Source organism: uncultured Desulfobulbus sp., from assembly GCF_963662935.2.
Classification (GTDB): domain Bacteria; phylum Desulfobacterota; class Desulfobulbia; order Desulfobulbales; family Desulfobulbaceae; genus Desulfobulbus.
In genome coordinates this window covers 121,086-143,758 of record NZ_CAXXTL010000001.1, presented here as the reverse complement: position 1 = coordinate 143,758, position 22,673 = coordinate 121,086, and the positions used below count along the sequence as shown (strand labels likewise).

Here is a 22,673-nt window from a genome sequence, read left to right as displayed (position 1 = left end):
TTATTCGCCTTGCATCTGACTTGCAAGGTGTTGTGACTCCCTTCGCTTTTTCTCACTTCACCCTGTCTTCTTTGCTCGTAGGGGAGTTTTATTGCTGGCAAGATCTTGTTGACCGAACCCCTGTAGGGTTGTAGGAGAAAGAATTGGGGATTTTTTTCGCCAGATCGGATCGTTGCGTTCTTTGAACGGTTTGCGCTGACTCCCACAATCATTGGAACCCGCGCTGACAACATGTGAAGAGTGGACACTCAAGGGCCTGATTACCGAAATCAAGCGGTTGCATGACTCACATGCCCGCCCGAGCCCTGGCCTTTGTGCTCGGGGCTCGGGCCTCTGTCAGTTCCGGTATTCCTGCCGGTGGTGATTTGGCCACTACTTGGCTCAAGGAGATTCATGCCCTCCGTTGTCTAGGCGATCAAAACTACGAAGTTTGGGTGGAATCCGTAAATTCAGGGGACACTATACTTACTTGCAATTGGGAAGAGTGGCGGTCCCAAGCCGCCCTTCGGCCGGTCTGGCCGCACATCCCGAAAGACCTTGGCGGCATAAACGAGGCCGGATCGTGCCGCGAGCGAGTTGGCATGCGGCAAAAGAGTTGCGGCTCCGGCCTGTTTGCTTTGCGCTCTTCCCTTGCCCTTTTTTCCGTTCTTGACAAGTTTTCCCCACAAGGATAAGGAAAGGGCCGTCTATCTGTTTTTTCCAAATGCAACAGCGAATTACCCGACATGCCGCCATGGAGCCCGCATAATGTCTGAACAATTCCCCCTGGAAGCCATCCTCGCCCACTACGGCCAAGAACGAGACAATCTCATTCCTTTGCTGCAGGAGGTGCAGGAGCGGTTTCATTTTCTCTCCCCCGAGGCGGTGCAAGCGGTTGCCGACCATCTGGAACTCTCCGAAAACGACGTCTACGGCGTGGCCACCTTTTACGCCCAGTTCCGGTTTGTGCCGCCCGGTCTGCACCACATCAAGGTGTGCGAGGGCACGGCCTGCCATGTGCGCGGCAGCGACCGGATTCTCGACGCCATCAGCCGTTCGACCGGCCTGAAACCTGGCCAGACCAGCGACGACGGCCAATTCAGCCTGGAGCGGGTGGCCTGTTTTGGCTCCTGCGCCCTGGCCCCGGTGGTGGTGGTGGACGACAAGGTCTATGGCCGGATGACCGCCGCCAAAACCAACAAGCTCATTGAGGATAAGAAATGAGTTTCGCAGCGCGACAACAACAGGCCGAGGCCGCTTGGCAGACCTTCGAGCAGCCGGACCGGCTGCGCATCCTCGTTGGTTCGGCCACCTGCGGCCGGGCGGCGGGATCGCTTGAGGTGATGCAGGCGTTTGCCGACGAACTGGCCAAACAGGGTTTGACCGAGGCCGTCGACATGGTTGAGGTGGGCTGTCTGGGCATGTGCTACGCCGAGGTGATGGTGGAGATTCGCGGCCGGGACGGCAAGCGGGTGCTCTACCAGGGCGTGGAACCGCGACATGCGGCCGCCCTGATCGAGGCGCAGCTGGTGCGCGGCGAGGTCTATCTGCCGCTGGCCCTGGCGGTGATGACCGGCGCCGACGAAGCGGTCCCGACCTTTGCCGACCTGCCGATGATCAAGCCCCAGGTGCGGATTGTGCTGCGCAACTGCGGCGTCATCGACCCGACCAACATCGATCATTATCTGGCGCGCGGCGGCTACCAGGGCATGAACCGCGCCTTTGCCATGGGCCCGGATCAGGTGATCGAGGAGATGAAAGGATCCGGATTGCGCGGGCGCGGCGGCGCAGGATTTCCCACCGGGGTCAAGTGGGGTTTTGCCCGCAATTCAGCGGCTGAACAGAAATACGTAATCTGCAACGCCGACGAGGGCGACCCAGGCGCCTTCATGGACCGCTCGGTGCTGGAAGGCGACCCCCACGCCGTGCTGGAAGGCTTGCTGATCGCTGGTTACGCCATCGGCGCAAGCGTTGGCTACGTCTACTGCCGGGCCGAATATCCCCTGGCCATCGAACGGTTGCAGACCGCCATCGGTCAGATGCGCGAACTCGGGTTCCTGGGCGCCGACATCCTGGGCTCGGGCTTTGGCTTTGAGATCAAAATCAAGAAAGGCGCCGGGGCTTTTGTCTGCGGCGAAGAGACCTCGCTGATGCAAAGCATTGAGGGCAAGCGCGGCATGCCGCTCTCTAAACCGCCCTTTCCCGCTGTTTCCGGCCTGTTCGGCAAGCCGACCAACATCAACAATGTCGAAACCCTGGCGGCGGTGTCCGCGATCATGGAAAAAGGCGCAGCTTGGTATGCTGGCTACGGCACGGAAAAAAGCCGGGGCACCAAGACCTTTGCCCTGGCTGGCAAGATCACCCGCACCGGCCTGATTGAGGTGCCCATGGGCATCTCCCTGCGCACCATTATTGACGAGATTGGCGGCGGCGTGCTCGACGGCAAGCAGTTCAAGGCGGTACAGACCGGTGGCCCCTCGGGAGGATGCATCCCAGCCCAGTTCATCGATCTGGCGGTTGATTACGAGCGCTTGGCCGAGGTCGGCTCGATCATGGGTTCCGGCGGCATGATCGTGATCGACGAAGAATCCTGCATGGTCGACATGGCGCGCTATTTCCTCAGCTTCACCGAAAACGAGAGCTGCGGCAAATGCGTGCCCTGCCGCATGGGCACCCAGCATTTGCTCCGGATGCTCACCACCATCACCGAAGGACGGGGCACGCTCGAACAGCTGGAGATCATGCGCAAGATCGGCGACGCCATGAAAAACGCCTCGCTCTGCGGCCTGGGCCAGACGGCGGCCAATCCGGTGCTGACCACGCTCCAGTATTTCGAGGACGAATACCGGGCCCACATTGTCGAAAAAAAATGTCCGGCCGGGGCCTGCCGGGCCCTGATCCGCTTCGACATTGATCCGGCCCGCTGCACCGGTTGCGGCGCCTGTCTGCGCGCCTGCCCGGTGGCGGCAATCAGCGGCGAGAAAAAGCAGCCGCACGCGATTGACCAGGAGCTCTGCATCCAGTGCGGTTCCTGCCGTCAGGCCTGCAAATTCGCGGCTGTGCTGGTCGCCTGACCACCGGCAAAACAACGCCGGGCCCTAGGAGCCAACGGTTTTTTTATCAAGGAGATTACATGGGCAACATCAGTTTGACCATTGACGGCCAACCGGTCGAGGTCGAAGAAGGCGCAACGGTCCTCCAGGCCGCACGCAAGGCGGACATCGTCATTCCCACCATCTGCGACCACAAGGACCTCAATCCCTACGGGGCCTGCCGGATGTGCATTGTCGAGATCGCCGGCGTGCGCGGCTTTCCCACCTCTTGCACCACCCCGGCCGCGCCGGGGATGCAGGTCGTCACCCAATCGGCGCGGCTGACCGAACTCCGCAACCGCACCCTTGAGCTGATGTTCTCCGGGCATCCCAACAGCTGCCTGGTCTGCATCCACCGCGAGGCCTGCGAGCAGTACCGGCCCAAGGTCACCAAGGCGGCGCGTTCCACCCGCTGCGGCTTCTGCGCCAACCGCGACGAATGCGATCTGCGGACCATGGCCCTGAGTGCGGGAAAAAATGAACTGAGCCTGCCCACCCTGTACGCGTCCTACAACCTGGAGCGCGACGATCCCTTCATGGATCGCGACTACAACCTGTGCGTGCTCTGCGGCAAGTGTTGGCGGATCTGTGAGAAAATTCACGGCAAGCCAGCAATTTCAATCATCAATCGGGGCAAATGGGCGCGGATCGGCACGGCCTTTGACAAGAGCCACGTCTTTTCCGGCTGCACCTTCTGCGGCGCCTGCATCGACATCTGCCCCACCGGCACCCTGACCGACCGCTTCGCCCGCTGGCAGGGCAAGGCCGAGGCCGACACGCCCTCTGCCTGCATCCTCTGTTCCGAAGGCTGTTCGGTTGTCGCCCAGAGCAAGGGTGGCCAGCTGCTGGCTTACACCATGACCGGGTTCAACAAAGAGGCCGGGCTATGCGCCCTGGGCCGTTTCGGCGTCGCCCAGATCGTAGCATCCAACCAACGCCTGATCCGGCCCCTGGTCCGGGAGGGCGAGGATCTGATTCCCTATGACTGGCAGGTCGCGATTGGTGCAGCCGCCGAAGGGTTGAAGGATTGCGCCGGTGCCGTTGCCCTGGTGATCAGCAGCGCGACCTCGCGCGAAGACCGTTTTCTGTACGCGCAATTGGCCGAGCAACTGCAAGGCCGGATGGTGCTTCTGCCCGCAGAGGCAGGCGAAGACGACCCGCAGGCGCAGGCCCTGGCCGCAGCGGTGAAGGACGGAACCGTGCGCGCCGTGATTGCCAACGGCAACCTGCTGCCGCAGGAAGTGACGGCCAAAGTTCCCTTTTTGCTGATTATCGATTGTTTGCACTCCCCGGCCTCCAATTGCGCCAGCGTGGCCCTGCCCGCAGCGGTCCTGAGCGAATCCGGCGGCACCTTCCGCACGGCCGCAGGCTCGGTCAAACAACTGGCGATCAGCAGCCGGGCCCCCGGCGACGCCCTGCCGGAATGGCGGATTGTCTGCGATCTCGCCCAGGCCCTTGGCCTGACGGGTTTTGACTTTGAGAGCGTGGAGGCCGTCACCCCGCTGATCACGGACGATCCTGCGCCGGCGCCGGTCAGCGGCGATCCGCGCCAGAACGTCCGCGATCTGACGCCCCGGTTTCGCGGCCATCTGCTTGCCGACGTCGTGCCCGCGCTGGCCGCCTTTGGACTGCCGACAACTCCGGCGGAGACCATTGAAGAGACCGCAGGCGCTGGTTTCCCCATCATCGAGAAACGGGAAATCGCCCCCAACATGCATTTCTTCAAGGTCAAAGCCGAGAAGGTGGCCCAATTCTCCCTGCCCGGCCAGTTCGTCATTCTCATGACCAAGGAAACCTCGGAGCGTTCGCCCTTTACCCTGGTGGACTGGGATGCGGCCGAGGGCACAATCTCGCTGGTGATCGAAGAGGTGGGCCGTTCCAGCCGCGAGCTGGCGTCGCTCAAGGCGGGCGACAGGATCGCCCATGTCAGCGGCCCCCTTGGCATGCCCCTGACCATCGAAAACAAAGGCACAGTGCTGCTCGGCGGCGGCTGTTACGGCATCGGCGCCATCTTCCCGCTGGCCCGGGCCCTGCGTCAGGCCGGCAACCGGGTGATCTGCGCCATCGAGGCCTCGTCCGCTTACCTGCTCTACATGCAAAAGGAACTGGCCACGGTCTGCGACCAGCTGATCATCGCCACCAAGGACGGCTCCGAAGGCGTGCGCGGCGGCATTCAGGAAGTTTTGATGCAGGTTGCCGCCCAGGAACCAGTCGACCAGTTCATTGCCGTTGGCTGCACCTTCATGATGCGCATGGTCACGGAAATCAGCCGCACCCTGAACATTCCCACCCTGGTGGCCCTCAACCCGATCATGGTCGACGGCACCGGCATGTGCGGCGCCTGCCGCGTTTCCGTGGGCGACAAGACCCGCTTTGCCTGCATCGACGGCCCGATCTTTGACGGCCACGGCGTGGACTGGGACGAACTGGCCTCGCGGCGCAGCGCCTATGCCCGCGAAGAGGTCCAGGCCCTGTCGCAGAGCGTGGATCTGAATGCGCTCATGCACCAGCCCCATGAACACAGCCACGGCGGCGGATGTGGTTGCGGCCGATAGATCGATAAAATCGCTCAAACGATTGTTTTTCCGGAGTGTCCGCTAATGACGACCCAAGAACCTATGCCCGAACAAACTGAAGCAGCCCCCAAAAAAGGCCGGGTGAAAACGCCTCGCCAGCCCATGCCGGAGCAGGACCCACGCCGCCGCCGCACTAATTTTGAGGAGGTACCCCGGGGCTACAGCGAAGAAACCGCCATGCTTGAAGCCTCGCGCTGCATCCAGTGCAAGAAGCCCGGCTGCGTCGAAGGCTGCCCGGTCAACATCCACATTCCGGCCTTTATTAAGCTGATTGCTGAAGGAAAATTCATCGACGCTTTGCTCAAGCTCAAGGAACAAACCGCCCTGCCTGCGGTCTGCGGAAGGGTCTGCCCGCAGGAGAGCCAGTGCGAGGCGCGCTGCATCCTGGGCAAAAAGGGCGAGGCAGTGGCTATCGGCCGTCTGGAGCGATTTGCCGCCGATTACGCCCGCAAGCACGGCGGCGTGCCCGATCCGGTCAAGGCCGCGCCCACGGGCAAGCGGGCGGCGGTGGTCGGGGCCGGGCCGGCAGGCATTACCGTGGCCGGCGAACTGGCCCGCTGGGGCCATGAGGTGGTGATGTTCGAGGCTTTGCATCTGGCCGGCGGGGTGCTGATGTACGGCATTCCCCAGTTTCGTTTGCCCAAGGAGATCGTCCAGTACGAGGTCAATAACCTCAAACGTCTGGGCGTGACCATTCACACCGACTATGTGATTGGCAAGACCGAGACCGTCGTCCAGTTGATGGAAACATTCGACGCGGTGTTCATCGCCACCGGCGCCGGACTGCCGGTCTTCCTCGGCATCCCCAATGAAAACGCCATCGGCGTCTTTTCCGCCAACGAATTTCTTACCCGCGCCAATCTGATGCGGGCGATCGATTTTCCCCGTTTCGCCACCTCGCCCATCCGGCCCCGCCGGGCGGTGACCGTGGGCGGCGGCAACGTGGCCATGGATTCAGCGCGCACCGCTTTGCGCTTGGGCGGCGAGTCCACCATTGTCTATCGTCGCAGCAAAGCCGAGATGCCGGCACGAGCTGAGGAAGTGCATCATGCCGAGGAAGAGGGCGTGGTGTTTCATCTGCTCACCAACCCGGTGCGAATCGTCACCGACGCCCAGAACCGGGTTACCGGGGTTGAATGTCTGCAGATGGAACTCGGCGAGCCCGACGCCTCGGGTCGGCGGCGGCCGGTGGCTATCAAGGGTAGCGAGTTTGTCATTCCAGCAGACACCGTGATCGTGGCCATCGGCAATCAGCCCAATCCGCTGGTGCCGCAGACCGCGCCCGAGATCAACACCAGCAAGTGGGGCACCATCACCACCGACCCGGTGACCATGATGACCTCCAAGCCCGGCGTCTTTGCCGGCGGCGACATCGTCTCTGGCGCGGCCACGGTGATCAGCGCCATGGGTCAGGGCAAGATGGCGGCCCTGGCCATGCACCGCTACCTGATGGGTGGCGATCCCCCGAAAGGATAATATTGATTGTAAAGGGATTTGATAGGGACAAAGGCCAAGGAGCTCTCCTTGGCCTTTGTTTATGAAGACTGGGTAGGGCACCCGTGGCAGGCGATCTTAGGCGGTCGCTTCCCGGGTTTGGCGATAACTGACCAGATCCTCAATGGAAAGAACGGGCATGTCGTGCCGTTCAGCAAACTCGACCACCTCTGGCAACCGGGCCATGGTACCGTCCGGGTTGGTCAACTCGCAGAGGACACCCGCCGGTTGGAGGCCTGCCAGCAGCATCAGGTCCACCGTGCCTTCGGTATGACCGCGCCGGGTGAGGACACCGCCCGGTTGGGCGCGCAGGGGGAAGACATGGCCAGGATGGGCCAAGTCCGCAGGCCGAACATGCTTGTTGATAGCGGTGCGGATGGTGGTGACCCGGTCCTGGGCGGAAACACCGGTGGATACACCGTCCTTTGCCTCGATGGTCACGGTGAAGGCTGTACCGTTTTGGCTGGTGTTGTTGCTGACCATCATCGGTAACTCAAGGCGGCGGATGTGCTCATCGGTCAGGCAGAGGCAGACAATGCCGCTGCATTCGCGAATGAGCAGGGCCATCTGTTCGGCGGTCAGGTGTTCGGCGGCGAAAATGAGATCGCCTTCATTTTCCCGGTCTTCATCATCGACCAGAAGAATGCCGTGCCCGCGGCCGAGGGCGGTCAGGGCGGTTTTCACGCGTTGCTGGGGATTGCCGAAGCGAGATAAGAGTGAAACATCTGGGATCTGATTCATGTTGTCTCCTAAAATATCAGTGACCAGAATCAGGGCATGCGGGAACAAACCGGCCCTTTGCCGGTTCTTAGGCCTTTTGCAGGGGTACACACGGTCCAACCGAGCGGACAACAAGAAACTCTACACGAGAGCAGACAGCCTACAAGCTGTGCGCATACCTCCGGTGTCACGATCGTCGACGGGAACTCTGCCTCAACCGTATTCTCTCCCATCCGGACTGTCACCGTCGGCTCCGGCCTTTCACCGGATCTGCTTAACCCTGCTGATAACCAGCAGGCGCTCGCGGGCTCGCCTGTCAAACAGGCATACCGCCGGTAGGGAATTACACCCTGCCCTGAGAATAGGCGGCCACTGTACCGCAAACCTTGACGCTCGACAAGACTTTCTCCGTGACACTCTCGGGCGGAAAACCTATTCCATTTGATAGGAATGGTTGGCCTCTAAAGTTTCTCTCAGAGGGGAAGAAATGTTTGACAGGCCACCGCTTCGGCAGTAATAACTGAGCTACATTTAGGTGGCATATCCCTAAGGAAACAAGGAAGAAACAGCAAGCAACTGACGGAAACGAACACTGTACCCGACCAAAGCTTTGCATGCGCTGGGAGTATGATCGAGTGTCGCGCCCCCTGTTGTTTTTCCTTTTTTTAACCATCCATCCAACCTGCCTGAACCGTTCTTTCATCGAATGTCCATAACGGTCGATTGATCGGGAGCTGAGAAAATTATGAAACGTCTTTCCCTCTGTGTCTTCATCCTGTTTTTCATCGTTCCTCATGCCTTGGCTGCTCGCACGCCCCTGACCGCCATCACGCAGGATCCGTATGTTTCCGCTTTGGTGATCGAAGCTGACAGCGGCAAGGTGCTCTTTGAAGCCAATGCCGATGCCAAGGTCTATCCGGCAAGCGTGCTCAAGCTGATGGATCTTTATGTTATTCTTGATCGAATCGAGCAGGGTGCCTTGAAGTTGGATGAAATGGTCCAAGTCACTCCGGAGGCTATGAAAACCGGCGGCTCCCAGGTCTATCTCGACCCCAAAGAACAATTTCCAGTGGAGGATCTGATTTATGCTCTGATGGTGCAATCGGCCAACGATGCCGCCGTCGCCCTAGCCACCCATATTGGTGGTTCCAAAGAGGGATTCGTTGCCCTGATGAATCAGAAGGCCCAGGAATTAGGAATGAAAAATTCAAAGTTTCATTCAGTCCACGGTCTGCCGCCTTCGGAGGGACAGGAACCGGATGTCACCACAGCCCGTGATCTCGCGATCCTCTGCAGGTCCCTGGTCAAGCGACCCGAGGCCTTGAAATACACCGGCACCCAGAGCAAGGGTTTTCGCGACGAAAAGTTTATTATGCGCAACCACAACAAACTCCTAGGCCAGGTGGCCGGTTGCGACGGTCTCAAGACCGGGTATTATCAGGCCGCCGGTTTTTCCATCGCCGCTACTGCCAAAAAAGGCGGCGTGCGCATCATTACGCTGGTCATGGGCAGCAAGGATCGCAAAGTTCGTGACGCCAAGGCCGTCGAACTGTTGGCCAAAGGATTTACCATTATCCCGCCCAAGCCTGAATTGGCAGGCGAGACATCCAAACCCGCAATGGTGCAACCTCGGTCGGCTTCAACTGCGGTAACCTTTGATACCTCCGCGTCCAAGACCGTCAATACAAATGCCCCGGTTGGAACGGAAGGGCAGCAAGCGGCTGCGTCTGTTCTACCCGCGAAAGGCGGCGATGACAGTTGGGGCAATTTTTTTATCGGCCTAGGGATAGGTTTCCTCCTGTTTCTTGGAATTTTTGCGGGTGCTGTTATCCTAATGAAACGGCGGACCGGCAATGTTCGCTCCAAATACAAGAATCACGGCTGACGCCTTTTTCTAGTCACAAGAATCTTCTGCACCCCTTTTTCTCTAGTGAGAAAAAGGTTTTTTTGTTAGGGACCCTCCAGCTTTAGAATCTGGTCAGCAGTTCCCAGCGCCTCCCTGAACCCCTATTTAAAGGGGCGATAGAGAGCCAGTCTTCGTAACTTTTTGGTTCTATTGGTCAATTTCGCCAGTATCCATGGTCGAGCATGGCGCACGCCAGCGGATAACACGCTAACGACTTGAAAATATTAACAAACAACCGACCCCGGAGGGGCCGGTATTGATTAACCCCTAAAAGGGGATAAATTGCTTTGCCTCTTAAAGGGGCAAAGGGAGTTGTCCCCATCCTTTGTCAAAATAGTCGTCCTTGTTGCTCTTGCCGACGCTCTTCTTTTTCTTGATACTTTATGTACTTCCGCACCATCCCTTCATCGAGTCCAACGGTATCAACACAATATCCTCTGGACCAAAAATGATTACCCCAATAGGGTTTTTGCTTCAGCTTCCGAAACTTGTTAAACACTCGGATCGCTGTTCGACCCTTCAGCGTTCCAACAAAATTTGATATCGAAACTTTCGGGGAAACCAATACAAGCAAATGGATATGGTCAATTTGAATGTTCAGCTCAACCACCTCCCCCTTTTTGTTGCTCGACAAAAGCTCGTATACAATGCTCAGTTTCTTGCGCTACTTCGCCAATCAATATTCGGAATCGGTACTTCGGGACAAAGATTATATGATACTGGCAGTGCCATATCGTTTGTGATAACTTCCGAAAACGGCTCATTGCTTCTCCTCCGTTGCGTTGTGGGGACAACTCAACAGGGTAATAGCAATGAGTCGTTCATGCGGCAAAGCCTATGAACTCTGACCTTGGCCGGAGGCCAAGGATTTCTTTATTCGATTAAATCCATGCTTCGTATCAGAGGACCAACTCAACATAAAACCGGTCACAATATCGGCGGTTTCGAAGCCATCGGGATGACTGAGCGGTTCGCCGATGAAAAGATCATAGGTGCCTCCCATAAACCCACCCCGCAAACCGAGCACCGCGCCGCATAACCGCTTGCCCACCAGGTAGTCGCTGCTCGCCCCGCCCACCTCGCCGTAGTCCAGGCCAAGATAGAGCTCCTGCCCGCTTTGTCCGAGAGCCCAGCCCAGATCGTTGCGAATCAGCCAGCCCCGGTCGGCCAGAAGGCTGCTCTCCCCATCAAAACCACGCACGGTATAGCGCCCGCCGATGGCAAAGCGATCTTGCGGCACCAATGGGGTATCGTTCCATTGCGCCCGCCAGTTGGCAGTATACTGGAACTGCTGGGTACCAAGCGCAAACGGTTTACGCAGTTGGGCGTCTGCGGTGAATATTTTGGGCCGGGATGTTCCCTCGTCGAACGATTCCTCGGGAGCGGGCAAGGCATTCATGGCACCTGTGCCCCGCCGGTAGTTGATGGTAAAATCCAGGGTGGCGGTGCCGATGAATTCGCGGTGGTTCACACCCAGTTCCCACCCCGCCATCCGGCGACGTTGGACTTCCACCTCGGTATCCTCGATAAAATTCTTGGAAGAGCGTTCCCATCCCCCCAACGAGACGGTGGTCTTGCGGACGGCATCCCGATACACCAGACGGGAGAGTTTGAGATTGCTATTCTCGCTTTCGCCGCTGTACAGATAGGTCTGATTGGCGCCCGCGACTGATTGGCGATAGTCGTTGCGGCTGGTGGTGAAACCGAGCAGCCAGTCATCAAACGGCAGCGAGTAGTGGGCGACATAACCATTGGTACCGCCTTCTCCGGCCCCCCCCCCCCCCCCCCCCGCCCAAATCGTGATTGAGGTTCACATACAGCAGGTCGTTCAGGGCCAGCAAATGATCCCCGGAAAGCGTGGTGCTGCCTTGATATTTGCCAGTGGCTTTCGTGCCAGAGTCATCGGCGGAAAGGGTCAACCTGAGGGGGAAGCGCTGCTTCCAGGCAATGACCAGGTCGCTTTCGCCGGGGAGTGCCTCATCGCCCTCGGCAGGCGTGATCTGGATATCGGCCTCAACCGTGGGAACTCGCTTAAAATTCTCCAGGGCCTGCTCGATATCGCGCAGATTGAGCAGATCACCGGGGTTGGCCGGCACCGCATTCCACCCTGTGGCCCGCGTATCGCTCTCTGCAGCGAAACGAATGGTGCGAATGCGACCGGGAATCACCGTCAGTTGAAGCGAACCTGTCGACAAATCCTGGGCCTCGGCCAGCACACGGGTAGTGACAAATCCGCGCCCTACAATGGCATTCTGGATACGTCGCATTACCAGGTTGATGCCGCGTGTGCCCAGGCTGCGCTGCAGGGCGGGATCACTTTCGCCTTCGGCGGTTTGATCGGCAAACGCCAAGGCCCACTGAAATTGTTCGGCGGTGTCGCCTGTCAATACAATGCGTTCAATCATGAAGCTGGGCGATTCATCACTGGGCAAACGACCCGCCTCTTGTGGCGCTTGTGCCTGCAGGCGTACGTTGGGTGCTTGTTCCTGTTGCTGCCGCAAGAGCCGTTCACGTTCCTGCTGCCGCAGATACTCCTGACTGGCGCTTTCTATAGGTGTGGCAGCGTGTAGCCACGAAGAAGCCATGGGGCCCACCAGCACGGTGAGGGCGAGCAATCGGCGACAGAGAATTAGGCTGAAACGCTCAGCCTGGCGCAAGCGGAGTCTCACAGGTTTGTCCCTTTTGGTGCATGACCACAGGGGCGATCTTGCTGATTTCTGAGTTGACCCATTATTCGCCTACCTTTTCATGGCTTCACTCGATAATGCCAGAGACTATTGGGAGCCAACGAAAATGATGTGCCGATCCCCTCGGGAGCGAGAGGACGAGTCTTGCAACAATGCAAGTTGACGCTTTGAGCGACTCCATTTCCACCGGGCTCTTCTACCAAGGGTTTTCCTTCTCCCGCAAAAAATAATTTCCACTCATCTCGTCGGATTAACGTGTAAAAATGACAAAATCATTGTGCCGCAACGGATTTCAGGGAGAGCAACCAGAAAAAAAATTTGCGCAAGGGCCGAGGGATAAAACAGACAGACTTGCTCTCTTATACACTCGAATTTAGGTAAAAATTCCTACAGACTCATGCTCAATTCAAGGCGGAATAATCCAACAACCTTTGCGCCACACTGTCTTTGTGGGAAATGGTGGGGAGAATGATGCTGCATGGAAAGGTGTTGCGGAGAGAATGAAAGAACTCTCCAGCAAAGGAGAGTCATGGGGCAAGGTTACCCGCTCAACTCAATGAACGTACAGCTAGAGTGACCACCCCCTCTCTGGTCTTCCCTACTTTGCGTACTGGAGAGATGGGTGAGGACGATTTCGATTCCGACCAAGGTAAGGCAAAACTTCTCCTTTCACTTGTCGGGTGCAGGCGAGAAGAGTACGGTGCGGGGGGAGGAATGCAACAGCACAGGGGGATGGGAATGGAATGAAGAGCACGCAACAACGAACAATTCGACGATCAATTTTCCTGGCCGCCCTTGCTCTGGTTGTGACCCTGTATGGTTGCAGTCAGTCTTGCCCGGAGGTCGCGGAGAAGACCTACCACCACCTGGTAATTCTGGGAGATCCCCATCTTCCGGGGCAGCATCTGGCTCATAAAAAAAGTGTCCGGAAGACGATCAACTCATGGAAGGATGTTGATCTGGTGATAGCCGTCGGCGACATCTGCGCCGAGTACGGCACCGAGGCCGAGTATGCGGCGGCACGGGCGTTTTTCGCCAAGCTGGACAAGCCGTTGGCAGCGGTTGCCGGCAATCACGACGTCATCTACGAAACCCCTTCCTGGCCGGGGGGCGGCGGCTACCTAGGCGCTGCAAGCGCCACCCGGGAAGCCAAGCTCAAACTCTTTCGCGAGACCTTCGGTCTTGCCGAACACTTTTACAGCCGGATGATCGGTGGTTACTTGCTGATCTTCCTCTCCACGGATCACGAGAGCTTTGCCACCGGGATGAGTGAGCCGCAGCTCGGCTGGTTGCGCGCGGAGTTGGGCCGTCATCCCGCAACGCCGACGATCATCGTGTTTCACGGACCACTGCAAGGAACCCAGCACGCCTTCAAGCAGTACATCAACCGTCCCCATGCCATTGCCCAACCGGCGGAAACAATCCACGCTCTCATCACCGCCAACCCGCAGGTGTTCCTCTGGGTCTCCGGTCACACCCACACGCCGCCGACGGAAGAAAGCTACGCCTCGCCCATCAATATCTACGCCGGGCAGGTCACCAACATCCACAACACGGACATGAAACGCGAGACCATCTGGACCAACTCCCTGTATCTCTACCCGGACAAAGTCGTTGCCCGAACCTTCAACCATCAGGAGAAAGCCTGGCATCCGGAATTGGAGCGCACCATCCTCCCGCCCAAACTCTGAGAAGACTGCCCATCGCCGCCCTTTTACACTATTTCCGACCCTTTCTCGTTCCTCCCGGCCAGAACGAAAACCTGAAGCAGAAGCGATAGAACCACCGCACATTGGCTCTTTATTTTCTCGCAGTCATGAGGAAGACGGAAAAGTTTTGGGCGGTGCCGTCGCCAACCGGTTTGACGATTTCAGCAGCGGTCAGGTCGCATCCATCGACAAATCCGGCCTTACTCAGGGCGGCGCGCAATGCGGCCCGATCAAACCCGAAATGAAAAACGCCGGTGTTGTCGTCGTGGAATCGCCCTTCCTCCAGATCGAGATCGGCAAGGCAAAGGATGCCGCCGGGGTTCATGGCGGCATAAAAGGCGCCGAGGAGTGGTTCGATCTCCTTGACATGGTGCAGGGTCATGGCGCTGACGATCAGATGATACGTGCCTTTCAGCGTATCACCCTTGGCCAGATCACAGAACATGGAACAAGCGTTGTCCAGTTTGGCAGCCGCGATTTTAGCGTTGAAGACATCAAGCATCCCCTGGGAACTGTCGGCGCCGATGATGGTCCGGACAAACTGTTGCAATCGAAGCGTCAGCAATCCGGTGCCGCAGCCAAAATCCAAGACGTTCATGCCGCGGGTGAGCTCCACCTCCCGAATGATGGCATCGGCGACATCTCCGGCCAGCTTGACCCGCTGCGGCTGCTCATCCCAGGTGGCGGCGGCCTGATTAAAATCCCGTTTTGTGGTCTTCATCGTTGCTCTTCCTGCTTGAGTTTATTGATGGGTTGCCCTGTGCGGCGTCCACTGGTCAGCCTAAAAAAATGCTTCCCGTTACGGCCAAAGATGGGGCAAAAACACAAAAATCCCGATCAGCACCGCCACAATTGCCGCCGCCAGCACGCCAAAGGCCCCTACATCCTTGGCTTTGCCGATCCGTGGCCGTTGTTCCAGGGAGATTTCGTCGGCGAGCAATTCAAGAGCGGTATTCATGGCTTCCATGGCCCAGACCATGCCAATCGCCAGAAACAGGAGCGCCCATTCCAGCGGCGAGACCCGAACAATCAGGCCGGCGATCACCACCAAGATGGTGGCGACGGCGTGAATCCGGGCATTGTGCTGAGTGCTCAGCAAGACCGGAAAACCGGCAAGGGCATAGCGAAAACTCTGAGCCCGTGCCGCCAAGGAAAAAGCGGGCGCTCTCTTTTCCTCTTCCATCTCAGGGAGTTGTCAGAAAAGGATAATCGGTATATCCCACCGGCCCCCCTTTATAAAAAGTCGAGGGGTCGGGGGCGTTGAGCGGTGCGCCAATCTTGATTCGCGCCGGTAGATCGGGATTTGCGATAAAGGCGGTGCCAAAGGCCACGGCATCGACCTGCCCAGCTCCAATGGCCGTAGTCGCCTCGGCAGCGGTATAGCGTAAATTGGCGACCAGCACGCCCTGGTAGCGCTCCCGCACCGGCGCCAGCACCTCGCCCTGCAGCTCGCCCATAACGTCACCGCGAATCAGATGCAGGTAGGCCAGATGACACTCATTGAGGCGTTCGGCCAGCCAACAGGCCAAGGCCACCGGGTCGCTGTCGCCCATGCTATTGAAACTGGAGATCGGCGACAGGCGCAGGCCCACCCGATCGCTCCCCCAAACACCGCTCACCGCTGCCAACACCTCCAGCAACAGACGGGCCCGGTTTTCGATGGCGCCGCCATACCGGCCGTTGCGCTTGTTACAGCCGTCGCGGAGGAACTGATCGAGCAGGTAACCGTTGGCGCCATGGATTTCGATGCCGTCAAAACCGGCCGCCTTGGCATTGACCGCAGCGTTCTTGAACCCTTCGACAATTCCGGGCAACTCGTCATCTCGCAGCTCGCGGGGTACCACGTAGTTCTGTTTTCCTTCCGAGGTATGGGTAATGTCATTGGTGATCGCCAGGGGACTGGCCGATACCGGCTGGTCACCGTTATTGAGCAGCGGATGGCAGGCGCGGCCACCATGCCAGAGCTGGAGAAAGATGCGGCCGCCCTTGGTGTGCACAGCCTCGGTCACCGCGCGCCAGCCTGCAATCTGGGCTTGGTTATAGATCCCAGGCTCGGTCTGGAAGGCGCAGTGGCCTTCCATCACCATGGTGGCCTCGGCAATGATCAACCCGGCGCTCGCTCGCTGGGCATAATGCTCGGCCATGAGCGCGGTGGGGACATGAGCACGATCCGCCCGGCAGCGGGTGAGCGGCGCCATGAGGATGCGATTGGGCAAGGTCAGCGGGCCGACCTGGAGGGGCTGAAAGAGATGATCCATAAGTAGTAGCTCCCGAAATAAGGTTCGATTACATGTCATTGTTCAACAACAACGCCGTCAATAGGCTCATAAACCGGGGAACGCTCCTTGCGCTCAGGAGGAATGTCCGGAGATATCCCGGGCCCGCAACCTTGGTTGATTTTTTTTGGTCAGACCGATGGCCTGGATTGCCTGGACGGCGAGTTCTTCAATGGAGCGGCCCTCCACGTTGAGGATCTTGAGGTTATGGCGCATATACAATTGCTTGGCCTGCTGCAACTCACGGGTACAGTTGGCCAGACTGGCATAGGTGGAACCGGCGTAGCGCTTCTCCCTGATGTTGTGCAGGTAATTGGGGGAGCAGGTAAGCCCCACGGCCCGCTTGCGGTTGCGAACAATCTCCTTGGGCAGTTCGTGCTTGTCGAGATGGTCAGCGGTCAAAGGAAAATTCGCGGCCTTCAGCTCCATGTGGGTGGCTAGGTAGATGCTGACCGGCGTCTTGCCCGAGCGAGACACACCAATGAGAATAATCTCGGCATCGTCGTACTCCGCCGGTCTGGTGCCGTCGTCGTGTTCCAGGGAAAAATGGATGGCGTCAACCCGCTTGTCCATCTTGGAGATGGTGAAATGGCGCGAATAACCGGGCTCGCGCAGGGCCTTGGCGCCCAGAGCACCTTCCAGCAGTTCCAGGGTATTGAGAAAGATGTCGAAAAATTTGACCTCCGGACAATTGAAGACATCCCTGGTTTCCTGGTCCATGATGGTGCAAAAGACCAGAGGCTGGTTGCCTGCCGACTGCTGCAGGATGTGGTCCAGTGCCTTGCGGGCGTCGTCTGGGGTGTAGATAAACGGAATTTTTTCCTCGCGGAAACGGATTCCCTGAAACTGAGCCAACAGGGCCTTGCCCATATCCTCGGCGAGGATGGCAGTGGAACCGGAAACGTAATAGACGTCTTGCGTAGTGGTCATAGGCGTGTTTATTTGCGCTTGTGGCAGAAGAGGCAACGGTATTTAGGCGGATGGGTCTCGGGCAGTGGCGCTTCTTTCCCCGGCGCATGGCAGCTCTCGCAGAATTTCTCCGCCTCCTTTTTGCCCATAGTCATGAACCGCTCGTGATTCTGGTCGTGGGGAAGCGGGGTGGTGGTCTCGGGAGGTGCGTAGAGCAGGAAAAGCAGGAGCGCAGCGCACCCCGCGACAAACACTGTATTGTACAGAATATGCTTTTGTTTGGTGGTCATGCTGTCCCATGGGAAAAGGGAAGTGGGAACCAGGCTGGCAACAGTCTCCTACTCTGCCATTTCCAGACTGTGAAAATCAATGACTTTCATGCGCAAAAGCATTACCAGCACCTCCATCAGCATCGCGCACAGCCGTTGATGCCTGCCCGCCAGCGCCACAATCCGGCTATGCCGGCGGTGTTTTTTGGCGAGCGCCTTTAATTCATAGCCGGGATACTGGGGGTCGAGAATCATCCGGGCCACCGCTAGTCCGGAGACCAGGGCCGGATAGATACCTTCACCGGTGAGGCCGGAGGCCAACCCGGCAGCATCTCCGATCAGCCAGGTTTGGTTGGCAAAGCGCACGCCGCGATAATCAAAGTTGACCAGACCGGCGCGGATGGTGGGCAGATCAAGCCGGAAACCCTGTTGATCCGCCCAACAGATGAGCCGCTGTTTTAACATCCGGGCGGTAAACAACCGAGTTTCACCATAGGCACCGATGGAACAGACCTCGTTATGGGGAAAGACCCAGCCATAACCGGAACCAAACAGTTCGGGGTGCAGATGCCATTCCATTTGCGGGTGGCGACCGGGCAGCATGCAGTTGAGGCCAATACCCATGGCTGTGGACGGCAGGCCAAGAGCGCGGCGCACCAGGCTGTTCGATCCGTCCGCGCCCACCAGATGCCCAAAGCCCAAACGCATGCGCTGCCCATCCGGCCGCTCCAGCGTTGCCCGACCATGTTCAAACCCCGCTACCCTTGTGCCGGCCAGGAGGGTAACGCCTGCCGCCTCAGCCTGCTCGGCCATCCACTGCCCAAGCCGTTCCCGGTTGATGATGGCGATGATCGGATTCTTTTCGGCGACCACGATTCGCTGCCTGGGGCTGACGATGACCTGACGGGGAAATTCCCGCTCGATCAGGTGCGTGGGGACATGCTTAATCAGGCCGTGCCAGGTGATACCGCCGGCACAGACCTTGGGACCGATGACAGGCTTTCGTTCCACCAGCACCACTTTGGCCCCCTGTTGCGCCAGCAAGGTCGCGCAGGCCAGACCGCCGGGACCGCCGCCAACAACCAGGATGTCCGTGCTTTTTCCCATCCGAATCAATCTCCGGATTGCCAAGAGGGAACACCAGACATCCATCTTCTGCAAGAGAGCGGCGGCGTCCAGAATGGGAAAGAAAGAGCTCTTCTGCTTGCTTTCATCAGGCCTTTACGATAGTTTTGGCCAATTGAACAATTCGGCCCAGTTACTGTTTGCTGTCCGTTTACGCTGGTTCTTCACCAGGAGCCCTTCATGGCGCATGGCGCTGATTCATTAAAAAGCATCCTCTACGCGTTGGCGGCCAATTTCGCCATTTTCCTGGCCAAACTGGCCGCCGCCCTGTTCACCGGATCGGGGGCCATGCTGGCCGAGGCCATCCATTCCCTGGCCGACACCGGCAACCAGGGCCTGCTGCTACTCGGCATCCGTGGGGCCAAACGACCGTCTTCGCCCGATTACCCTTTGGGTCACGGCAAGGAAATCTACTTCTGGTCGTTTATTGTCGCCCTGATTCTTTTCAGTATGGGCGGCCTTTTTTCCATTTACGAAGGATACCATAAACTCCACGATCCGGAACCCCTGAAATCCCCCTTCATCGCCCTGCTGGTCCTGCTCTTTTCCCTGGGGGCCGAGTCCATGTCCCTCTGGGGGTGCGTACGCGAGGTCAACAAGGAACGCGGCGGCCGCTCCTTTGTTCGCTGGTTCCGCGAGACCCGCAATTCGGCGCTACTGGTGGTTTTCGGTGAGGATTTAGCCGCCCTGCTCGGCCTCACCTTTGCCACAGCTGCCATCATCTTAACCATCCTCACCGGCAATCCGCTTTTCGACGCCCTGGGTTCAATAGTCATCGGTCTGCTCCTGGTGGTCGTCGCCTTTTTTATTGGCCTGGAAACCAAAGCCCTGCTGGTGGGCCAGGGGGTGGACCCGAGGATCAGGCAAGAGATGATCACACTGCTGGGTGAGCGGCCCGAGGTTGAAACCGTGCTTAACTTCCTTACCCTGCAACTGGGCGACGACGTCATGGTAGCGGTCAAGGTCCGCATGCACCCGGCCGGCTCGGAACAACAATTAATTGCCCATATCAACACCTGCGAACAAGCCCTAAAAGCCGCCTTTCCCCAGGTGCAGTTCCTCTTTTTCGAACCCGACTTATTCGATTAATCTTTTTTCTCCCCAAGGTTCTCCCGTGACAACACATAAGAAAGAGACATTTCTCAAGGATTACGCCCCTCCCACTCACCTGGTAGATCGTATTGACTTGCGGGTCGAGCTCGAACCCCAGGCGACCAGAGTGCAGGCAACCTTACACTGCCGCCCCAATACCGGCGGCAAACAACCACTGGTGCTCAACGCCAAGAAATTGGAACTGGTGCGAGTCATGCTCGACGGCACTGAACTTGCCCCGGTACAGTTTCGTTTCGCCGACGGCCTGCTTGAAATCCCGCAGGTGCCGGACACGCCCTTTTCGGTCGAAATTGAGACCCGCATCAATCCGGCCGGCAACACCGCCCTGGAGGGCTTGTATCTCTCCTCAGGCAACTACTGCACCCAATGCGAGCCGGAAGGATTCCGCACCATCGCCTGTTTTCCCGATCACCCGGATGTGATGAGCGTGTTCACCACCACGGTGATTGGCGACAAGACCGCCTGCCCGGTGCTGCTCTCCAACGGCAACCTGATCGACAGCGGTGACTTGGGCGACGGTCGCCACTTTGCCACCTGGCACGACCCCTTTCCCAAGCCCTGCTACCTTTTTGCTTTGGTGGCCGGCAATCTGGTGCGTATCAGTGATACGTTCACCACCCACTCCGGCCGGAAAGTCGACCTGCATATCTATGTCGAAAAGCGCAACCAAAGCAAATGCGACCATGCCATGCGCTCCCTGCAAAAGGCGATGCAGTGGGATGAGGAGCGTTTCGGCCGCGAGTACGATCTCGACACCTACATGATCGTGGCGGTTGACGATTTCAACATGGGCGCCATGGAAAACAAAGGCCTCAACGTCTTCAACTCCAAGTACGTGCTGGCCCTTCCCGAAACTGCCACCGATGTTGATTACGAGGGTATCGAGGCGGTGATTGCCCACGAGTATTTCCATAACTGGACCGGCAACCGCATCACCTGCCGGGACTGGTTTCAATTAAGCCTCAAGGAAGGCTTAACCGTCTTCCGCGACCAGGAGTTCACCGCCGACATGACCTCTCGGCCGGTCAAGCGCATCCAGGATGCCAACATCATCCGCTCCTTTCAGTTTCGGGAGGATGGCGGTCCCATGGCCCACCCGGTGCGGCCGCCCTCTTTTGTCGAGATCAACAATTTTTATACCCTCACGGTCTACAACAAGGGTGCCGAGGTCATCCGCATGCTCCACACCTTGCTTGGGCCGAAGACTTTCCGCCGGGGTATGGATCTTTATTTCGAGCGCCACGATGGCCAGGCCGTGACCTGCGACGATTTCGTCGCCGCCATGGAGACTGCCTGGGGTAAAGATTTGACTCAGTTCAAATGCTGGTACAGCCAAGCTGGAACGCCAGAATTGACGGTTGCGGCCGAATATAACCACACTCAGCAGCAGGTGACCCTGCAGGTGGTGCAGACCTGCCCGCCCACCCGGGAATCGGCGGAGAAATTACCCTTCTTCATGCCCCTGGCTGTGGGTCTGTTGGATGAGACGGGCAACTCGATGATTCTCGACGCTTCAGAAAATTCAAGCACCAAGGTGTTGATCCTAACAGAAAAAAAGCAAGCCTTTGTCTTCCCGCAGATTGCCGCTCGACCGACCGTTTCCTTTCTTCGCGATTTTTCGGCACCGGTGAAGGTTGTTTTCGAACAATCCGACGTGGAACTGAGCCTCATGATGGCCCACGATCCCGACCCTTTCAACCGCTGGGATGCTGGCCAAAAACTGGCCCTCCATCACCTCCTCGAACAGATCGAGCGCCATCAGCGCGGCGAGAGTATCGACGTCCAGGAACAACTGGTGCGCGGCTTGCGCAATCTGCTGCTCGATCAGGACTCCGATCCGGCCTTCCTTGCCATGGCCCTGGTCCTGCCCTCGGAAAACTGGATCGGCCAGCAGATGGAGGTCATCGATCCGGTAGCGATCTTTACGGTCCGGCAGCAGTTCCGCGCCCTGATCGCCCAATCCTTGCGTCAAGACCTCCTCCAGCGCTATGAATCCCTCCGCCTCGCCGGCCCCTATCGCTACAGCGCCTTCGATGCCGGTAAACGGGCTCTGCGTAACGGGTGCCTCGCCTACCTGCTCGCTCCCAACCTGGACGGTTTCGTCGAGCCCAGCCTGTTGCAGAAAGGGTTGCAGCAGTACCGCGAAGCGGACAATATGACCGACTCCATTGCCGCGCTGAGTTGCGTGATCAACGCCGACCTCGACGCGGGGACCGCCTTGCTCGCCGATTTCCATACCCAATGGCAGTACGATCCGCTGGTGGTGGACAAATGGCTGATCCTTCAGGCAGGTTGCACGCTGCCCGGTACGCTCGACCGGATTAAGGTCCTGACCACGCACCCCAGCTTTACCTACAAAAATCCCAACAAGGTCCGCTCGCTGATCGCCACCTTCTGTGCGACCAACCACGGCCAGTTTCATGCCGCCGACGGCTCCGGCTACACCTTCCTCGGTGACCAGGTCTGTCTGCTTGATGAACTCAATCCGCAGATCGCCTCACGAATGATCACCCCGCTGACCCAGTGGCGACGTTACAACGCCGCCCGGCAACAGTTGATGCGGCAGCAGTTGGAGCGCATCGGCAACCAAGAGTCGCTCTCCGATGACGTCAGGGAAGTTGTCGAAAAATCGCTGCATTGAACGGGTTTCCAGCCGCCTTGACTCTTGTAAAATTGCCGCCATCTCCGCCGCTTGATCGGATACGGCGAAAAGAACCTAATCACGCCCCTCTAAGAGAGGGATAAAAAATTGGCGCCACATCGGATAAATAGATCACAGAAAAAATATCAGCCAGGCAATAATACGTTCAAAGCGTGC

General features: G+C 58.3%; 16 protein-coding genes, 2 pseudogenes and 1 riboswitch. Of the genes and pseudogenes, 9 read left to right on the top strand and 9 right to left on the bottom strand.

The features are described 5' to 3' along the window. Window positions 1-281 precede the first annotated feature (281 nt). The 5 genes from ACHZCX_RS00630 (at window position 282) to gltA (ending at window position 7,123) form a co-directional block, all read left to right on the top strand. Window positions 282-674, top strand: coding sequence for a hypothetical protein (locus ACHZCX_RS00630; RefSeq protein ID WP_319585320.1), 393 nt, complete (start codon window positions 282-284; stop codon window positions 672-674). Window positions 675-747: 73 nt separating this feature from the next. Beyond that, entirely contained in the window at window positions 748-1,203 is a 456-nt protein-coding gene (nuoE, locus tag ACHZCX_RS00625) for an NADH-quinone oxidoreductase subunit NuoE (RefSeq protein WP_319585319.1), read from the top strand. After that, complete coding sequence (gene nuoF, locus ACHZCX_RS00620; RefSeq protein ID WP_319585318.1) at window positions 1,200-3,053, top strand: NADH-quinone oxidoreductase subunit NuoF; 1,854 nt, start codon at window positions 1,200-1,202, stop codon at window positions 3,051-3,053. Before nuoE ends, nuoF begins: the two co-directional genes overlap by 4 nt. Before the next feature lie 59 nt (window positions 3,054-3,112). Beyond that, entirely contained in the window at window positions 3,113-5,626 is a 2,514-nt protein-coding gene (locus tag ACHZCX_RS00615) for a sulfide/dihydroorotate dehydrogenase-like FAD/NAD-binding protein (RefSeq protein ID WP_319585317.1), read from the top strand. A 45-nt stretch (window positions 5,627-5,671) separates the two neighbouring features. Then, complete coding sequence (gene gltA / locus ACHZCX_RS00610) at window positions 5,672-7,123, top strand: NADPH-dependent glutamate synthase (protein ID WP_319585316.1); 1,452 nt, start codon at window positions 5,672-5,674, stop codon at window positions 7,121-7,123. A 96-nt stretch (window positions 7,124-7,219) separates the two neighbouring features. Here gltA and ribB read toward each other — a convergent pair whose 3' ends face one another. Continuing rightward, window positions 7,220-7,882, bottom strand: coding sequence for a 3,4-dihydroxy-2-butanone-4-phosphate synthase (gene ribB, locus ACHZCX_RS00605; RefSeq protein ID WP_319585315.1), 663 nt, complete (start codon window positions 7,880-7,882; stop codon window positions 7,220-7,222). A gap of 196 nt (window positions 7,883-8,078) precedes the next feature. Next, a riboswitch (FMN riboswitch) is annotated at window positions 8,079-8,228 on the bottom strand. A gap of 378 nt (window positions 8,229-8,606) precedes the next feature. Here ribB and ACHZCX_RS00600 point away from each other — a divergent pair. After that, window positions 8,607-9,746, top strand: coding sequence for a D-alanyl-D-alanine carboxypeptidase family protein (locus tag ACHZCX_RS00600; RefSeq protein WP_319585314.1), 1,140 nt, complete (start codon window positions 8,607-8,609; stop codon window positions 9,744-9,746). A 349-nt stretch (window positions 9,747-10,095) separates the two neighbouring features. Here the strand turns inward: ACHZCX_RS00600 and tnpA are convergent. Together tnpA and ACHZCX_RS00590 are read right to left on the bottom strand one after the other, a co-directional pair. Beyond that, a pseudogene (tnpA, locus tag ACHZCX_RS00595) lies at window positions 10,096-10,531 on the bottom strand (IS200/IS605 family transposase). A gap of 140 nt (window positions 10,532-10,671) precedes the next feature. Beyond that, a pseudogene (locus tag ACHZCX_RS00590) lies at window positions 10,672-12,352 on the bottom strand (ShlB/FhaC/HecB family hemolysin secretion/activation protein); the annotation flags it as partial. 845 nt (window positions 12,353-13,197) lie between these two features. Between ACHZCX_RS00590 and ACHZCX_RS00585 the strand changes: the two are divergent. Further along, window positions 13,198-14,145 (top strand): metallophosphoesterase, encoded by a 948-nt coding sequence (locus ACHZCX_RS00585; RefSeq protein WP_319585312.1) that lies wholly within the window; start codon window positions 13,198-13,200, stop codon window positions 14,143-14,145. A 109-nt stretch (window positions 14,146-14,254) separates the two neighbouring features. Here ACHZCX_RS00585 and ACHZCX_RS00580 read toward each other — a convergent pair whose 3' ends face one another. The 6 genes from ACHZCX_RS00580 to ACHZCX_RS00555 form a co-directional block, all read right to left on the bottom strand. Next, window positions 14,255-14,884, bottom strand: coding sequence for a class I SAM-dependent methyltransferase (locus ACHZCX_RS00580; RefSeq protein WP_319585311.1), 630 nt, complete (start codon window positions 14,882-14,884; stop codon window positions 14,255-14,257). A gap of 78 nt (window positions 14,885-14,962) precedes the next feature. Next, window positions 14,963-15,346 carry a diacylglycerol kinase family protein gene (locus tag ACHZCX_RS00575; RefSeq protein ID WP_319585310.1) on the bottom strand — a complete coding sequence of 128 codons (384 nt, stop codon included), beginning with the start codon at window positions 15,344-15,346 and terminating at the stop codon, window positions 14,963-14,965. A 1-nt stretch (window position 15,347) separates the two neighbouring features. After that, window positions 15,348-16,421, bottom strand: a complete 1,074-nt coding sequence (locus ACHZCX_RS00570; RefSeq protein WP_319585309.1) for an alkene reductase — start codon at window positions 16,419-16,421, stop codon at window positions 15,348-15,350. Between the two features lie 93 nt (window positions 16,422-16,514). After that, complete coding sequence (gene ppsR, locus ACHZCX_RS00565) at window positions 16,515-17,369, bottom strand: pyruvate, phosphate dikinase/phosphoenolpyruvate synthase regulator (protein ID WP_319585308.1); 855 nt, start codon at window positions 17,367-17,369, stop codon at window positions 16,515-16,517. A gap of 8 nt (window positions 17,370-17,377) precedes the next feature. Beyond that, entirely contained in the window at window positions 17,378-17,638 is a 261-nt protein-coding gene (locus tag ACHZCX_RS00560; protein WP_319585307.1) for a hypothetical protein, read from the bottom strand. Window positions 17,639-17,686: 48 nt separating this feature from the next. Continuing rightward, window positions 17,687-18,724 (bottom strand): NAD(P)/FAD-dependent oxidoreductase, encoded by a 1,038-nt coding sequence (locus tag ACHZCX_RS00555; protein WP_319585306.1) that lies wholly within the window; start codon window positions 18,722-18,724, stop codon window positions 17,687-17,689. Between the two features lie 198 nt (window positions 18,725-18,922). On the opposite strand from ACHZCX_RS00555, the gene ACHZCX_RS00550 reads away from it, so the two are divergent. Continuing rightward, window positions 18,923-19,831, top strand: coding sequence for a cation diffusion facilitator family transporter (locus tag ACHZCX_RS00550; RefSeq protein WP_319585305.1), 909 nt, complete (start codon window positions 18,923-18,925; stop codon window positions 19,829-19,831). A 25-nt stretch (window positions 19,832-19,856) separates the two neighbouring features. Then, the gene (gene pepN, locus ACHZCX_RS00545; RefSeq protein WP_319585304.1) at window positions 19,857-22,496 is read left to right on the top strand and encodes an aminopeptidase N; all 2,640 of its coding nucleotides are present in this window, start codon (window positions 19,857-19,859) and stop codon (window positions 22,494-22,496) included. The last annotated feature ends 177 nt before the right edge of the window (window positions 22,497-22,673 follow it).

Coding starts and splice junctions, on each gene's coding strand:
- ACHZCX_RS00630 (WP_319585320.1), top strand. CDS start 282: ATGACTCACATGCCCGCCCGAGCCCTGGCCTTTGTGCTCGGGGCTCGG.
- nuoE (WP_319585319.1), top strand. CDS start 748: ATGTCTGAACAATTCCCCCTGGAAGCCATCCTCGCCCACTACGGCCAA.
- nuoF (WP_319585318.1), top strand. CDS start 1,200: ATGAGTTTCGCAGCGCGACAACAACAGGCCGAGGCCGCTTGGCAGACC.
- ACHZCX_RS00615 (WP_319585317.1), top strand. CDS start 3,113: ATGGGCAACATCAGTTTGACCATTGACGGCCAACCGGTCGAGGTCGAA.
- gltA (WP_319585316.1), top strand. CDS start 5,672: ATGACGACCCAAGAACCTATGCCCGAACAAACTGAAGCAGCCCCCAAA.
- ribB (WP_319585315.1), bottom strand. CDS start 7,882: ATGAATCAGATCCCAGATGTTTCACTCTTATCTCGCTTCGGCAATCCC.
- ACHZCX_RS00600 (WP_319585314.1), top strand. CDS start 8,607: ATGAAACGTCTTTCCCTCTGTGTCTTCATCCTGTTTTTCATCGTTCCT.
- ACHZCX_RS00585 (WP_319585312.1), top strand. CDS start 13,198: ATGAAGAGCACGCAACAACGAACAATTCGACGATCAATTTTCCTGGCC.
- ACHZCX_RS00580 (WP_319585311.1), bottom strand. CDS start 14,884: ATGAAGACCACAAAACGGGATTTTAATCAGGCCGCCGCCACCTGGGAT.
- ACHZCX_RS00575 (WP_319585310.1), bottom strand. CDS start 15,346: ATGGAAGAGGAAAAGAGAGCGCCCGCTTTTTCCTTGGCGGCACGGGCT.
- ACHZCX_RS00570 (WP_319585309.1), bottom strand. CDS start 16,421: ATGGATCATCTCTTTCAGCCCCTCCAGGTCGGCCCGCTGACCTTGCCC.
- ppsR (WP_319585308.1), bottom strand. CDS start 17,369: ATGACCACTACGCAAGACGTCTATTACGTTTCCGGTTCCACTGCCATC.
- ACHZCX_RS00560 (WP_319585307.1), bottom strand. CDS start 17,638: ATGACCACCAAACAAAAGCATATTCTGTACAATACAGTGTTTGTCGCG.
- ACHZCX_RS00555 (WP_319585306.1), bottom strand. CDS start 18,724: ATGGGAAAAAGCACGGACATCCTGGTTGTTGGCGGCGGTCCCGGCGGT.
- ACHZCX_RS00550 (WP_319585305.1), top strand. CDS start 18,923: ATGGCGCATGGCGCTGATTCATTAAAAAGCATCCTCTACGCGTTGGCG.